At 32.7% G+C, this 15,780-nt stretch carries 11 protein-coding genes and 2 pseudogenes; all 13 read left to right on the top strand.

Annotated features, from left to right (window positions below; all coding sequences use genetic code 11):
- Positions 1 to 114: 114 nt before the first annotated feature.
- Complete coding sequence (gene pnp, locus KA926_RS03905) at positions 115 to 2,223, top strand: polyribonucleotide nucleotidyltransferase (RefSeq protein ID WP_192946716.1); 2,109 nt, start codon at positions 115 to 117, stop codon at positions 2,221 to 2,223.
- 352 nt (positions 2,224 to 2,575) lie between these two features.
- Entirely contained in the window at positions 2,576 to 4,249 is a 1,674-nt protein-coding gene (gene rnjB / locus KA926_RS03900) for a ribonuclease J2 (RefSeq protein ID WP_019468700.1), read from the top strand.
- 278 nt (positions 4,250 to 4,527) lie between these two features.
- Positions 4,528 to 5,403 (top strand): annotated as a pseudogene (locus tag KA926_RS14170) (cell division protein FtsK); the annotation flags it as partial.
- Positions 5,404 to 5,508: 105 nt separating this feature from the next.
- Positions 5,509 to 6,963 (top strand): annotated as a pseudogene (locus KA926_RS14165) (DNA translocase FtsK); the annotation flags it as partial.
- A gap of 2 nt (positions 6,964 to 6,965) precedes the next feature.
- Positions 6,966 to 7,679, top strand: a complete 714-nt coding sequence (locus KA926_RS03890; RefSeq protein WP_107384818.1) for a GntR family transcriptional regulator — start codon at positions 6,966 to 6,968, stop codon at positions 7,677 to 7,679.
- A 10-nt stretch (positions 7,680 to 7,689) separates the two neighbouring features.
- Entirely contained in the window at positions 7,690 to 8,979 is a 1,290-nt protein-coding gene (yfmF, locus tag KA926_RS03885) for an EF-P 5-aminopentanol modification-associated protein YfmF (protein WP_192946714.1), read from the top strand.
- Complete coding sequence (gene yfmH / locus KA926_RS03880; protein ID WP_192946713.1) at positions 8,979 to 10,265, top strand: EF-P 5-aminopentanol modification-associated protein YfmH; 1,287 nt, start codon at positions 8,979 to 8,981, stop codon at positions 10,263 to 10,265. The genes yfmF and yfmH overlap by 1 nt, the downstream gene beginning before the upstream one ends.
- Before the next feature lie 3 nt (positions 10,266 to 10,268).
- Positions 10,269 to 10,973 carry an elongation factor P 5-aminopentanone reductase gene (gene ymfI, locus KA926_RS03875; RefSeq protein ID WP_192946712.1) on the top strand — a complete coding sequence of 235 codons (705 nt, stop codon included), beginning with the start codon at positions 10,269 to 10,271 and terminating at the stop codon, positions 10,971 to 10,973.
- A gap of 191 nt (positions 10,974 to 11,164) precedes the next feature.
- Positions 11,165 to 11,995, top strand: a complete 831-nt coding sequence (locus KA926_RS03870) for a DUF3388 domain-containing protein (protein ID WP_019468706.1) — start codon at positions 11,165 to 11,167, stop codon at positions 11,993 to 11,995.
- A 31-nt stretch (positions 11,996 to 12,026) separates the two neighbouring features.
- Complete coding sequence (locus KA926_RS03865) at positions 12,027 to 12,419, top strand: helix-turn-helix domain-containing protein (protein ID WP_107384814.1); 393 nt, start codon at positions 12,027 to 12,029, stop codon at positions 12,417 to 12,419.
- Positions 12,420 to 12,472: 53 nt separating this feature from the next.
- The gene (pgsA, locus tag KA926_RS03860) at positions 12,473 to 13,051 is read left to right on the top strand and encodes a CDP-diacylglycerol--glycerol-3-phosphate 3-phosphatidyltransferase (RefSeq protein WP_192946711.1); all 579 of its coding nucleotides are present in this window, start codon (positions 12,473 to 12,475) and stop codon (positions 13,049 to 13,051) included.
- 229 nt (positions 13,052 to 13,280) lie between these two features.
- Positions 13,281 to 14,426: a CinA family nicotinamide mononucleotide deamidase-related protein gene (locus tag KA926_RS03855; RefSeq protein WP_107386238.1), complete on the top strand. Its 1,146-nt coding sequence runs from the start codon at positions 13,281 to 13,283 to the stop codon at positions 14,424 to 14,426.
- Positions 14,427 to 14,596: 170 nt separating this feature from the next.
- Positions 14,597 to 15,652 (top strand): recombinase RecA, encoded by a 1,056-nt coding sequence (gene recA, locus KA926_RS03850; protein ID WP_192946710.1) that lies wholly within the window; start codon positions 14,597 to 14,599, stop codon positions 15,650 to 15,652.
- The last annotated feature ends 128 nt before the right edge of the window (positions 15,653 to 15,780 follow it).

Genomic DNA, 15,780 nt, shown 5'->3' with positions numbered 1-15,780 from the left:
TTCCCTTTTTTATAATTTTAGCATTTATAATTATTCATTAAACTATATACTAATATAAATCATTATTAATAAATGATATGATAGGATTAACAGATAAATGAGAGGAGATTCGTAATGTCTCAAGAAAAAAAAGTTTTCAAAACTGAGTGGGCAAATAGATCTTTAACGATTGAAACCGGACAATTAGCTAAACAAGCTAACGGCGCAGTACTTGTTAGATATGGTGATACAGTCGTTTTATCTACTGCAGTAGCGTCAAAAGAACCACGTGATGGTGACTTTTTCCCATTAATGGTTAACTACGAAGAAAAAATGTATGCTGCAGGTAAAATACCTGGTGGCTTTAAAAAACGTGAAGGCCGTCCGAGTGATGAAGCTACGTTAACTGCACGATTAATTGATAGACCCATTCGACCTTTGTTCCCTAAAGGTTATAGATATGACGTACAAATTATGAATACAGTCTTAAGTGCTGATCCTGATTGCTCTCCTGAAATGGCAGCAATGATAGGTTCGTCAATGGCATTAAGTGTTTCTGATATACCTTTTCAAGGTCCGATAGCAGGCGTGAACGTTGGTTATATAGATGGAGAATATGTGATTAATCCTACCGTTGCACAAAAAGAAGTATCTAGACTTGATTTAGAAGTAGCTGGTCATAAAGATGCTGTAAATATGGTAGAAGCAGGCGCAAGTGAAATTACAGAAAATGAAATGCTTGAAGCTATTTTCTTTGGACACCAAGAAATTCAGCGTCTAGTTAGCTTCCAAGAAGAAATCATCGATCATATTCAACCAGAGAAAAAAGCATTTGTTCCTGTTGAAAAAGATGAAACACTCGTTGAAAAAGTAAAATCATTAACTGCATCATATGGTTTAAAAGATGCCGTGTTAACATTTGATAAGCAACAACGAGATATTAATTTAGATGAACTTAAAGAAAAGGTTGCATCAGAATTTGTTGATGAAAATGATGATGAGAATGAAGATTTAATCAAAGAAGTTTACAGTATATTAGATGACTTGGTTAAAGAAGAAGTAAGACGTCTCATAGCTGAAGAAAAAATCAGACCAGATGGTCGTAAAACAGATGAAATTCGCCCATTAGAATCTGAAGTTGGTATTTTACCAAGAGCCCATGGTTCAGGTTTATTTACAAGAGGACAAACACAGGCGCTTTCAGTATTAACATTAGGTTCGATGAGTGAATATCAAATCCTAGATGGTCTTGGTGAAGAAGAACAAAAACGTTTTATGCATCACTATAACTTCCCAAATTATTCAGTTGGTGAAACTGGACCGGTTCGTTCACCTGGTCGACGTGAAATTGGACATGGTGCATTGGGAGAACGCGCACTTAGCCACATCATTCCAGATGTTAAAGATTTCCCATATACTGTGAGAATAGTGAGTGAAGTATTAGAATCAAACGGTTCATCATCACAAGCTTCTATTTGTGGCTCAACGTTAGCGTTGATGGATGCGGGTGTTCCAATCAAAGCCCCAGTAGCTGGTATCGCTATGGGATTAGTTACACGTGACGATAGTTATACCATATTAACTGACATACAAGGTATGGAAGATGCACTTGGTGATATGGACTTTAAAGTAGCTGGTACATCTGAAGGTATTACAGCTATACAAATGGATATCAAAATTGATGGTTTAACTAAAGAAATTATTAAAGAAGCATTAGACCAAGCTCGAGAAGGTCGTTTGGCCATATTAGATCATATGCTACAAACAATTGATACACCACGTGGTGAACTAAGTGCCTTTGCACCTAAGGTTGTTACGATGTCTATAAAACCTGAAAAAATTAGAGATGTAATTGGTCCGGGTGGTAAAAAAATCAATGAAATCATTGATGAAACGGGCGTTAAATTAGATATCGAACAAGATGGAACGATATTTATTGGTGCAGTAGATAAAGATGCGATTGAAAAAGCGCGTAGCATCATTGACGAAATTACAAGAGAAGCAGTAGTTGGAGAAGTATACAACGGTACAGTTAAACGTATTGAAAAATATGGTGCATTTGTTGAATTATTCCCAGGTAAAGACGCACTCGTACACATTTCTCAAATTGCTAATGAGCGCATTGATAAAGTAGAAGATGTGTTGAAAGTAGGAGACACATTTAAAATTAAAGTTACAGAAATTGATAAACAAGGCAGAGTAAATGCTTCACACAAAGCATTGTTATCAAATAATACGAAATAATGTTTATTACTAGAGACTGGTAAAATGATGAGAACTGCCTACAATAGAATTATTTTAATTCTATTGTAGAAAAGTTCAAGTCATATCACTGGTTTCTTTTTTTAATATTTCAGCATTGATAATTAAATAAGAGTAAGCCAAAAGCTAAAAATAAATGTGAATATATACATAAGAAGTGCGACAAATACATCATACATAAGTTAAAATCGCTTTTACATAAAAATAAATCATCCAATTATATATTTTAAAACAACTAAAGTAGCTACTTTAATAGTGTACATAAGGCCTATTTTAACTTATAATAAACTATGAATTTATATATGGACGGGTAATTTAAATAGGAGGTAACATTTTGAGTTTAATTAAGAAAAAAAATAAAAATATTCGTATTATCCCTCTCGGAGGCGTTGGGGAAATTGCGAAAAATATGTATATCGTTGAAGTAGACGATGAAATGTTTATGTTAGATGCGGGACTGATGTTTCCAGAAGATGAAATGTTGGGTGTAGATATTGTTATTCCTGATATTCAATATGTGATAGAAAATAAAGACAGATTAAAAGGTATATTCCTAACGCACGGCCATGAACACGCGATAGGTGCTGTTACTTATGTGCTTGAGCAAGTTGATGCGCCTGTTTATGGTTCTAAATTAACAATTGCATTAATCAAAGAAAATATGAAGGCGCGCAATGTAAATAAGAAAGTTAGATATTATACTGTTAATAATGAATCAATTATGCGCTTTAAAGGTGTTAATGTCACATTCTTTAACACTACACATAGTATTCCAGATAGTTTAGGTGTTTGTATACACACTTCTTATGGCGCGATTGTATACACTGGGGAATTCAAGTTCGATCAAAGTTTACAAGGACATTATGCTCCAGATTTGAAAAAAATGACTGAAGTTGGACAAGATGGTGTATTTGCTTTGATCAGTGACTCGACTGAAGCAGAAAAGCCAGGTTATAACACGCCAGAAAACGTAATAGAATCTCATATGTATGATGCGTTTACAAAGGTGAAAGGTAGATTGATTGTTTCATGCTATGCATCTAATTTTATTCGTATTCAACAGGTTTTAAACATTGCGCAAAGATTAAATAGAAAAGTATCTTTTCTAGGGCGTTCGTTAGAAAGTTCATTTAATATCGCTAGAAAACTTGGTTATTTTGATATTTCTAAGGATTTGCTAATACCAATTAATGAGGTTGAAAATTATCCAAAAAATGAAGTGATAATTATTGCAACTGGTATGCAAGGAGAACCAGTTGAAGCATTAAGCCAAATGGCACAAAAGAAACATAAGATAATGAATATTGAAGAAGGAGATTCGGTCTTCTTAGCAATTACTGCGTCTGCTAATATGGAAGTGATTGTTGGAAATACGCTTAATGAACTCGTTCGTGCAGGGGCAGAAATCATTCCCAACAGTAAAAAAATTCATACTTCAAGTCATGGTTGCATGGAAGAATTAAAAATGATGATTAATATCATGAAGCCTGAGTATTTCATTCCGGTAAATGGTGAATTTAAAATGCAAATTGCGCATGCTAAGTTAGCTAATGAAGCTGGCGTCCAACCTGAGAAAATATTCCTAGTAGAAAAAGGCGATGTAGTAAACTATGATGGTGAAGAAATGATTTTAAATGAGAAGGTCAATTCCGGCAATGTGCTCATTGATGGTATTGGTGTAGGTGATGTTGGTAACATCGTGTTACGTGATCGTCATTTACTTGCTGAAGATGGCATCTTTATCGCAGTCGTAACGCTAGATCCAAAGAATCGTAGAATTGCCGCTGGTCCAGAAATTCAATCACGTGGTTTTGTTTATGTAAGGGAAAGTGAAGCTTTATTAAATGAAGCTGAAGAAAAAGTGCGTGAAATCGTTGAATTAGGTTTACAAGAAAAACGTATTGAATGGTCAGAAATTAAACAAAATATGCGTGATCAAGTAAGCAAATTGCTTTTTGAAAATACAAAACGCCGTCCAATGATTATTCCGGTAATATCTGAAATTTAATAATTTCTATTCTAAAATAAAGAGGTTAAGACAGACGCTTTGGTAAGGTTATTTAAAAGTAAATTGTATATATGTTATATCTAAACAAGATATATACAACCTTTGAATATACTGGAGCGAATAATGTCTTACCTCTTTTATGTTATTATAAGTATATAATAAAATGATTTTTATAGAATTAAAAATCATATTTATAATTTGTATTATCACTTGATATTAAAATATACAAATATGATTCATATACATATCGAAAAAACAGAGTTGAAAAGAAGGTGTGAATGTTGGCACAAACGAGAAAGAGCTCAACAACAAAGAAAAAAACATCGAATACGAGAAAGAAAACTGCAAATAATAAAAAAAAGAAAAGTGATAGTCCATTAAGATATATTATTGCGATAGTAATTTTTATTGCTATCATTCTTGGTGTTTTTCAATTAGGCATTATAGGCACAATGATAGATAGTTTTTTTAATTACTTATTTGGCACAAGCAGATACTTAACTTATATCTTAATTTTGATAAGTACTGTATTTATTACTTACTATAAGGCATTGCCGAAGACAAGACGAACAACAGGTGCATTTGTTTTACAAATTGCGTTATTACTTGTGACTCAAACAGTGTACTATTTCATGCATAGAGCTCAATCATTAAGAGAACCCGTGTTAGCATATGTTTATAAATCTTATGAACATAATACATTTCCAAATTTTGGTGGAGGATTATTTGGACATTACTTATTGGCATTATTTATACCACTCATTTCAATTGTCGGTGTAATTATTGTAACGCTATTATTAATAGCTTCTAGTTTTATCTTGTTGACAAAACAAAGACATAGAGATGTGTCTAAAGTTGCTTTTGAAAAGATGAAAGTAAAAAGTCAAGATGCTTCTGCAAATCTTAAAGAGCGCCGTAAAGAAAGTAAAATTAAAAAAGATGCTAAAGCACGTATAAAAGCTGAAAAAAAAGCCGAAAAAGCAACTGAACAAGCACAAACTCAAAATAATGTTAAGGATGTAACTGATCTACCAGAGATAAGTAACAACACTCCTGAACAACAATCAATTCCAATTTATGGACATAACGATTATAAAGATGAAGATAATAAACAAACACAAACTCAAAACAAGAGAGCGAAACGCGTATTTGATCAAAATAATCAAAGTACAATCCAAGAATCAAATCCAGAAGATAACGCAATCATTGATCGCCCAGTTAATGAATTAGAAGAAGGTGAAGCACAAGATGAAGATGCGGCTTCAAATTCCATATCTGAAGCTGGAGAAGTAGAAAACGAAGCATATAAAATACCACCATTAACATTATTGAAACAACCAACTAAACAGAAATCGACTTCTAAAGCAGAGGTGCAGAAAAAGGGGCAGTTGTTAGAAAACACATTGAAAAACTTTGGTGTAGATGCAAAAGTGACTCAGATTAAAATAGGCCCAGCAGTGACACAATATGAAATACAACCCGCTCAAGGGGTTAAAGTGAGTAAGATTGTTAATCTGCATAACGATATTGCGTTAGCCTTAGCAGCTAAGGACATACGTATCGAAGCACCAATACCTGGACGATCTGCTGTAGGTATAGAAGTACCGAATGATAAGATTTCGCTTGTTTCTTTAAAAGAAGTATTAGATGAAAAATTTCCTGCTTCTAATAAGTTAGAAGTAGGACTGGGTAGGGATATTTCAGGTGACCCAATTACAGTAGAACTTAACAAAATGCCTCATTTACTTGTAGCTGGTTCTACAGGAAGCGGGAAATCTGTTTGTATCAATGGTATTATTACAAGTATCCTATTAAATGCAAAGCCACACGAAGTTAAACTTATGTTAATTGATCCGAAAATGGTAGAATTAAATATATACAATGGTATCCCTCATTTACTCATACCTGTTGTAACCAATCCGCATAAGGCATCACAAGCTTTAGAAAAAGTAGTAGCAGAAATGGAAAGACGGTATGACTTGTTTCAACATTCTTCTACTAGAAATATTGAAGGATATAATGAAGCAATTAGAAAACAAAATGAAGAGTTAGATGAAAAACAATCTGAGTTACCATATATTGTTGTTATTGTAGATGAGTTAGCAGATTTAATGATGGTTGCTGGTAAAGAAGTAGAAAACGCAATACAAAGAATCACACAAATGGCACGTGCAGCAGGTATTCACTTAATAATCGCAACACAACGTCCTTCCGTAGATGTAATTACTGGTTTAATAAAAAATAATATACCTTCTAGAATTGCTTTTGCTGTAAGTTCACAAACAGATTCTAGAACGATTATTGATAGCGGTGGTGCAGATAAATTACTTGGTAAAGGTGACATGCTTTATGTTGCTAATGGTGGATCTACTAGAACTAGAGTTCAAGGTGCGTTCTTAAGTGACCAAGAGGTTCAAGACATTGTAAATTATGTCGTAGAACAACAAAAAGCGAATTATGTAAAAGAAATGGAACCAGATGCCCCCGTTGAAAAATCAGAAATGAAGAGTGAAGATGCCTTGTATGAAGAAGCGTATTTATTTGTAATTGAACAACAAAAAGCAAGTACATCGTTATTACAAAGACAATTTAGAATTGGTTACAACCGTGCTTCTAGATTGATGGATGATTTAGAACGTAATCAAGTGATTGGACCACAAAAAGGCAGTAAACCTAGACAAATACTTGTGGATTTAGATAGTGATGAGGTGTAAATATGGAATTGACTTCTGTTTATAAAGTAAAAGAATGGCTGATACAAGAGATAAATACGAGAGCATTGAAACCAGGAGATGCTTTACCTAGTAACCTTGCAGTTGCTAGAAAATTAAATGTTAAAACAGATGACGTATACGATGCAGTTGATGAACTAATTACTGAACAAGTGTTATCTAATAATTTAGAAGAAGGTGCAAGTGTTAAAACGCTGCACCCGTTCTTCTATCCATTAGATGAATTGGTTAGTATCAGTAAAATGATTGAAAATCAAGGTTATCATGCGAGTACGGAGTATATAAGCTTAGACGAAAAACCTGCGACATCTTTAGATGCCCAGAGATTAAATCTTCCTGAAAAAGCGTTAGTAACAATTATTGAACGCGTGAGAATGGCTGACCGTATGCCAGTTGTTTATTGCTTAGATAAGCTACCAGCAGAAGATTTAACATGTGCGCAGTATCAAAATAGTGATGAATCGTTGTTAAACGCAATTGAATATTATGCTTCGAAAAAAGTAGCATATGCAGAAACTGAGATAGAGGCTATTGGTTATGAACCACATATATCAGACATATTGGATGCCTCACCACATGAAGGGCTTATGTTGTTGAAATTAATTCATTATGATAAAAATGATCAACCAATACTTTATTCTTTTAATTATTTCAAAAGTAGTTTAGTAAAATTTAAAACGGTTAGAAATAGTATATAATAACAAAATTATGAAAGTGAGGTTTGACAATTTGAAAATAAATGACCAGCAAAATGATTTGCATATTAATGTGTTACCAACAACAAAGTTCAAAACAACCACAATTACTTTAAAATTTATGGCCCCGTTAGATAGTGAAACCATGACAGCTCGATCAATACTCAGTAAATTACTCGTGCGTGCCACTAAAAAATGGCCGACAGACAAGGCGTTTAACCGTCATCTTTCCGAATTGTATGGCGCGTATGTTAATAGTTTTGTCTCAAAATTTAAAGACAAGCATGTCATAACGATATCATTGGAGTTAGTCAACGAACGCTATCTTACTGATCAAACACCATTATTTGAAAAGGGTTTAGATTTGTTAACAGAAATGATTTGGCACCCTTTAGTTTCTAATGATAGTTTTGATGAAAACTTTGTTTCACAAGAAAAAGCTTTACTAACTAAAAAATTAGAAGCAATGGTTGATAATAAATCTCAAATATCTTTTTTAAATTTATTGAAGTATATGTTTGGTGAACAGCCGTATCGTCACCTAGCATCTGGGCAAGTAGATTACATAGCAAATATAACACCCGAAACTTTATATCATACATATCAATCTATGCTACAGAACGACTATTGTGCTGTTTATGTCGTAGGTAATGTAGATGAACAAGAAGTAAAAGCTCAAATCAAAACTTATTTTGATATAAAACCATTCCAATTCAAACAATCTCATGCGACGCCAGTACCACAAGCAGATAAAGTTCCACAAGAGATCGTTGAGACAGATGAAGTGGACCAAGCTAAATTAAATATTGGATTTAAACTGCCAGTAAAATTTGGAGATAAACAATATTTTGCTAGTGTTGTTTTTAATACCATGTTTGGCGGAGATCCTTCTTCCGTTTTGTTTAACGAAGTTCGAGAAAAACAAAGTTTAGCGTATTCAATTCATTCGCAAATAGATGCAAAAAATGGTTTTATGTTTGTGCTTAGTGGTGTTTCATCTGATAAATATAGCGTAGCAAAAGATACAATTATTGCGGAGTTTGAAAAGTTCCAGCAAGGTCAATTTAGCGAAGAAAAACTGGAACTTGCTAAGAAAATTATCATTTCTCAACGTCAAGAGTCGTATGATCGTCCCAAACGTATCATAGAGATATTAAATAATAATATTTTATTAGAGCATGATATATCAGAGGAAGATTACATTAAACATATTCAAGATGTTAATAAATCTGAAATCATAGAATTAGTGAAAAACATAGAACTCAATACAATTTATATACTAACGAAAGGAGGCCAACATTAATGAAAAACACATATTATGAGCAAATAGATGAAACTGTTTATGAAACTGAGTTGAATAATGGGTTGAAACTATTTGTGATACCTAAAACAGGCTTCCAGAAAACATTTGTTACATATACAACTCAATTTGGTTCTTTAGACAGTAAATTCAAACCGCATGGTAGTGAAGATTATGTTACTGTACCAGATGGTGTTGCACACTTTTTAGAACATAAACTATTTGAAAATGAAGAAGAAGACTTATTCACGGCATTTGCAGAAGATAATGCACAAGTAAATGCATTCACTAGTTTTGACCGAACAAGTTATTTGTTTAGTGCAACAGATAATGTTGAAAGCAATATAAAACGCTTGTTAACGATGGTTGAAACACCGTACTTTACTGAAGCATCTGTAAATAAAGAAAAAGGTATTATTGCTGAAGAAATTAAAATGTATCAAGAGCAGCCTGGCTATAAATTGATGTTTAATACTTTGAGAGCTATGTATGAATCACATCCAATTCGAGTTGATATAGCTGGTAGTGTAGAAAGTATTTATGAAATAACTAAAGAAGATTTATATCTTTGCTATGAAACATTTTATCATCCTTCTAACATGGTTTTATTTGTTGTTGGAGATGTAGATGTAGACCATATTTACAATGTTGTTGCAGAACATGAAAATCAAAGAGATAAAACAAATCAATCTCAAATAGTAAGAGATCCGTTAACAGAACAAGACAGCGTAAGAGAAAACATAGTAACTGAAAAGATGAAGTTACAATCACCTAGAATTATGCTTGGCTTTAAAAATACACCATTAGTTGATGTGCCAGATAAATTATTAGTAAAAAAAGATTTAGAAATGACTTTGTTTTTTGAATTATTATTTGGTGAAGAAACTGATTTTTATCAAATGTTACTTAATGAAGAGTTGATAGATGAAACATTTGGTTATCAATTTGTATTAGAACCTACATATAGCTTTTCCATGATTACCAGTGCAACACAACATCCAGATAAATTAAAAAAATTATTATTAGATGAACTAGAAGCAAAACAGGGTAATTTAACTGATACAGAAGCGTTTAATTTATTGAAAAAACAATTTATTGGAGAATTTATATCCGGTTTGAATTCCCCTGAATATATAGCAAATCAATATACAAAACTTTATTTTGAGGGTGTAAGTTTATTTGATTTATTAGATATTGTAGAAAGTATTACGTTAGAAAGCGTAAATGAAACAGCGCAAACGTGTTTGAATTTATCCCAAATTGTTGATAGTCGTTTGGAGATGAAATAAACAATGAAAGCTTTGGTTATAGGTGGTTCAGGATCTATTGGTTCTGCAATCGTTAATCGTTTGTTGTCTGATGGATATGAAGTCATCGTCCATTACAATAATGCTGATATCAATCAACTAAACGTTCAGTTCAACCATAGTTCAGTGCAATTTATACAATGCGATTTGCGCAATGTAAATGATTTTAACCAATATTTTCATTTTATAAAAAATTTAGATTGTCTTATTTATGCCAGTGGAACCGCGTTGTATGGTCAGTTGCAAGATATGACAGATGCAATGATTGATGAGCATTATCAAATTCATGTGCGCCAATTAATTAGAATATGTAGATATTTTGTAGACCAGTTACGACAAAGTCATAATGGTCGAATTATAGTTATTTCATCAATTTGGGGAGAAACAGGTGCAAGTATGGAAACGATCTATTCGGCGATGAAATCAGCTCAAATTGGTTTCGTAAAAGCATTGAGTCAAGAACTATCAATGACTTCAGTCACTGTGAATGCCATCGCACCTGGTTTTGTGAGCGGGAATATGTTAAAAGCTTGGGGAGAAAGTGAGCTTGAAACTTTGACTCAAGATTTACCACAACAAAGGTTTATTGAGCCTGAAGAAGTTGCGCATACCTGTAGTTACCTTTGCAATCCGTTAGCTAAAAGTGTGACTGGTACAATACAAAAAGTGAATGGCGCTTGGTATTTATAATTTTTGATATAATTGAAAAAATAAACCACTTGTGAAACATTCAATGATATAATATCAATATCATTCATTCATTACATTTTAAAATTATTTATGCTGTACTATGCTTTTTTCATTTAATAGATAACTAGAAATGTGATAGATTTTAGTCAAAGCTAATTGCTGTGATTTATAAACTAAGGGGTGTATATGCCATGACAGTTGCTGCAAAAAAAGAATGGTATTTAGAATATGAAATAACAATGAACAGAGCCGGACTGCTAGGTGATGTTTCCAGTTTGTTAGGTATGATGGGTATAAGTATTGTTACAATAAATGGTATTGATGAAGGTAGAAGAGGTCTATTAATTAAATCTGATAACCTTGAAAAAGTGAGTAGATTTGAAAATATCGTTAGTGAAATTGATGATATCTCTATTACTAAATTGCGTAAACCAGAATTGCGAGACCGATTGGCAGTACGACATGGCAGATACATAGAACAAGATGCTGCTGATAAAAAAACATTTCGTTTTGAAAGAGAAGATTTGGGTTTATTAGTAGATTTTATGGCCGAATTATTTAAAGAAAAAGGTCATAAATTAATCGGTATTAGAGGTATGCCAAGAGTGGGTAAAACTGAATCAATTGTAGCCGGTAGTGTCTGTGCACACAAACGTTGGTTATTTATTAGTTCTACTTTAATTAAGCAAACTGTTCGTAGTTCACTCATAAAAGGTGAGTATGATTCTGATCACGTCTATATTATTGATGGTGCGGTTACGGCAAGAGAATCCAACCAAAAACATCAAGAATTAGTAAAAGAGGTTATGAGCTTACCAGCAATTAAAGTTGTAGAGCATCCTGATTTATTTGTAGAAACCAGTGATTATGAGATGAGTGATTTTGATTACATCATTGAACTAAGAGAAAATAAAAATCAAGAAATTCATTATGAAGAAATGAAAAAACACACCGTAAAAAGTAAAAATAATCTTGATTTCGGTGACGATGTTTTCGGTGGAGGTTTTGGATTTTTTGAATAGCAAAAGATAATGGATGAGGAGGACTAACATCGTGAGTTTAGTTGGTCAAACTTTAAAAGGACGTCGCGAAAGATTAGGTATGACATTAACAGAATTAGAAAATCGAACAGAAATTAAACGTCAAACTTTGACACTCATTGAAAAAAATGATTTTGAGTCACTTAAAAATGCAGATTATGTAGAAGGTTTTATCCGTAAATATGCAAAGGCTGTAAATATTGATGCTGAACAACTTATTCATGCACATAGAGATGAAATTCCTAATCATGATAATAACTTGAAAGATACAATTGACGCTTTTTCTTCTGATCATCAACCTAGTTATCGTAGTAAAAACAAAGAACCTTTGCAGTTAGCAGTAGTAATAAGTTTGGTGATTATTATCACTGCCATACTGTGGATATTAGCAGTATTATTTTTATAAAAATATTTTCGTGCATTTGTAGTAAGTTATATATATAGAAATGAGGATTTGAAATGAATATTCCGAATTGGATAACTGTTTTTAGAGTTATATTAATTCCAGTATTTCTATTATTCGCTTTAGTAGATTTTGGTTTTGGTAATGTAACTTTTATTGGTGGATATGAAATTAGGATCGAATTATTGATTAGTGGTGTTATCTTTATTATTGCCTCGTTAAGTGATTTTGTAGATGGTTATTTAGCAAGAAAATGGCAACTCGTTACAAATATGGGAAAATTTTTAGACCCATTAGCAGATAAACTACTTGTTTCAAGTGCTTTGATAGCATTAGTTGAAATTGGATTAACAAACTCCTGGGTAGCGATTATCATCATTGCACGTGAATTTGCGGTCACAGGGTTGCGATTATTACAAATCGAACAAGGTTTTGTAAGTGCGGCTGGGCAATTAGGTAAAATTAAAACGGCCGTTACGATGATAGCGCTAGTATGGATTTTACTTGGTGACCCATTAGCAACGTGGATTGGTTTTCCAATAGGTCAGGTGCTTTTATACATTGGGGTATTCTTTACTATTCTTTCTGGTATTGAATATTTCTATAAGGGTAGAGATGTATTCAAAGCCAAATAATATGAGTTTAATTCTGACAATCATGAATTCAACTGGAAAGTGTTTTTTAAAGCACATTTCCAGTTTTTTTGTTGAAATAGTACGTTTTGTAACAGAATGCTGATTCATCAAAACAGAACAATTTACAAACGAAATTTTAGTTTTTAAATAGAGTTAGATTTATAATAAAAATAAGTAATTTAACATGTTAAATAGCGAAATGGTTATTTGCGAACGAGGAGGAAAAAGCGTGAATATATCAATTATAGCGGTTGGATCTGAATTATTACTGGGTCAAATTGCAAATACCAATGGTCAATATCTGTCAAAATTATTTAATGATATAGGACACAGTGTTGTAGAACATATTGTAGTAGGAGATAATCCTAAAAGACTTGAACGAGCTATACATTCATCTTTAGAGCAGTATGATGCTGTTATTCTTACTGGTGGACTAGGACCTACTAAAGATGATTTAACGAAGCATACGATAGCTCAGATATTAGATCGCAATTTGGTGACGGATGAAAAATCATTGAAGTATATTGAGCAATATTTTAAAGATCAAAATGTTGAGATGACACCGAACAATAAACAACAAGCATTAGTCATTGAAGGTGCAATAGTTTTAGATAATAAAGTAGGTATGGCACCAGGCATGTTGATTGAACATAACGATAAACATATTGCTTTATTACCTGGTCCACCTAAAGAAATGCAACCGATGGCAAAACATGGCTTATTGCCATATTTTTTAAATGGAGAAAGCATTATTTTTTCAGAATTATTGCGTTTTGCAGGTATAGGTGAATCCAAAATTGAAACTATTTTAATGGACTTAATAGATAATCAAACGAACCCTACGATTGCCCCTTTAGCAGGTACGCATGAAGTGAATATAAGATTGACGGCGAATGGTGATTCAAAACAAGAATGTGAAGCTTTAATAGCACCAGTAAAAAAAGAAATACTGTCACGTATTGGTGATTATTATTATGGATCGGATGACGTTTCCATTGAAGCAGCGTTTTTAAAACATATGAAGCAATCATTTGCAATCTATGATGGTGTTACAGATGGTGAATTATACTCGAGAATGAAAAATAATGATGATTCAAATAAACTCTTGGGTATGTTACCGCATCATCAACAATTTATAAATCTAAAAGAAGGTATTGAGCGTCAACTGTCAATATCATGTCGTATCGTTAAAGATTTATACAATGCGGAGATAGGTATTTCATTATTACATGAAAATGGTACAGTATACTTAGGTATTTTAGAAAATGAATATCTAACAATTAAATCATTTAAAATGACGAAAAATAGAAATTTAATTAAAAAAAGAGCACAAAACTATACATTGATCCGATTATTAAATTATTTTAAAGCATAAATGATTAAACCAAAACAAGTAATAATTAGTACGTACGTTCCCTTTTTGTAAAAAATGTTCTACTACTAGCGAACAAATATTCGCAAAATGCTTGCAGAATACTTTAAATCAATGTATAGTATGGTTAAGATATTTTTCAGAGATAAATCTCATTTAGGAGGTCCAGCGTTTTGGATAATGATCGTCAAAAAGCTTTAGATACAGTAATAAAAAATATGGAAAAATCATTTGGTAAAGGTGCAGTAATGAAACTTGGTGATAATGAAGCACGTAAAGTTTCTAGTGTATCAAGTGGTTCAGTAACTCTAGATAACGCATTAGGAGTTGGTGGCTACCCTAAAGGTAGAATTATAGAAATATACGGACCAGAAAGTTCCGGTAAAACAACAGTTGCATTACATGCCATAGCTGAAGTACAAAAAAATGGTGGTATTGCCGCATTTATTGATGCTGAACATGCTTTAGACCCAGTTTATGCTGAAGCATTAGGTGTTGATATTCAAAATTTATACTTGTCTCAACCAGATCATGGTGAACAAGGCTTAGAAATTGCTGAAGCATTTGTTAGAAGTGGTGCGGTAGATATCGTTGTTGTCGACTCAGTAGCTGCGTTAACGCCGAAAGCTGAAATTGAAGGTGAAATGGGCGATACACACGTCGGTTTACAAGCGCGTTTAATGTCACAAGCACTACGTAAATTGTCTGGCGCTATTTCTAAATCAAATACAACTGCTGTATTTATAAATCAAATTCGTGAAAAAGTTGGCGTTATGTTTGGTAATCCTGAAACGACACCAGGTGGACGTGCATTGAAATTCTATAGCTCAGTGCGTTTAGAAGTTCGTCGTGCTGAACAGTTGAAACAAGGTCAAGAAATTGTTGGTAACAGAACAAAAATTAAAGTGGTAAAAAATAAAGTAGCGCCTCCATTTAGAGTGGCAGAAGTTGATATGATGTACGGTAAAGGTATCTCGAAAGAAGGCGAACTCATTGATCTCGGTGTAGAAAATGAAATCGTCAATAAATCGGGTGCATGGTATTCTTACAATGGTGAACGTATGGGTCAAGGTAAAGAAAACGTTAAACTATATTTAAAAGAAAATCCAAAAGTTAAACAAGAAATCGACCAAAAATTGCGAGAAAAACTTGGTATTTTCGATGGTGACGTAGAAGAAAAAGAGGAAGAAGAAGCAACAGCTACACTTTTTGATGAAAAAGATGAATAAATTATATTTTAACGTAAAATAAAAATTTTTCCTTATAAAATAAGCTTATATTTTAAAATATAGGCTTATTTTTTTGTTATAACATACAGGTTTAAAATTATTAAATAAGAATATTTTATGATGAAAAT

The organism is Staphylococcus sp. GDY8P94P, from assembly GCF_017892255.1.
Classification (GTDB): Bacteria; Bacillota; Bacilli; order Staphylococcales; family Staphylococcaceae; genus Staphylococcus; species Staphylococcus cohnii.
Note: the sequence above shows the minus strand (reverse complement) of the source record. Positions and strands in the feature narration are given on the sequence as shown.

What these genes read in the sequence shown, in the direction of transcription:
- pnp (WP_192946716.1), top strand. Translation starts at nt 115, where the DNA reads ATGTCTCAAGAAAAAAAAGTTTTCAAAACTGAGTGGGCAAATAGATCT.
- KA926_RS03890 (WP_107384818.1), top strand. Translation starts at nt 6,966, where the DNA reads ATGGAATTGACTTCTGTTTATAAAGTAAAAGAATGGCTGATACAAGAG.
- yfmF (WP_192946714.1), top strand. Translation starts at nt 7,690, where the DNA reads ATGAAAGTGAGGTTTGACAATTTGAAAATAAATGACCAGCAAAATGAT.
- yfmH (WP_192946713.1), top strand. Translation starts at nt 8,979, where the DNA reads ATGAAAAACACATATTATGAGCAAATAGATGAAACTGTTTATGAAACT.
- ymfI (WP_192946712.1), top strand. Translation starts at nt 10,269, where the DNA reads ATGAAAGCTTTGGTTATAGGTGGTTCAGGATCTATTGGTTCTGCAATC.
- KA926_RS03870 (WP_019468706.1), top strand. Translation starts at nt 11,165, where the DNA reads ATGACAGTTGCTGCAAAAAAAGAATGGTATTTAGAATATGAAATAACA.
- pgsA (WP_192946711.1), top strand. Translation starts at nt 12,473, where the DNA reads ATGAATATTCCGAATTGGATAACTGTTTTTAGAGTTATATTAATTCCA.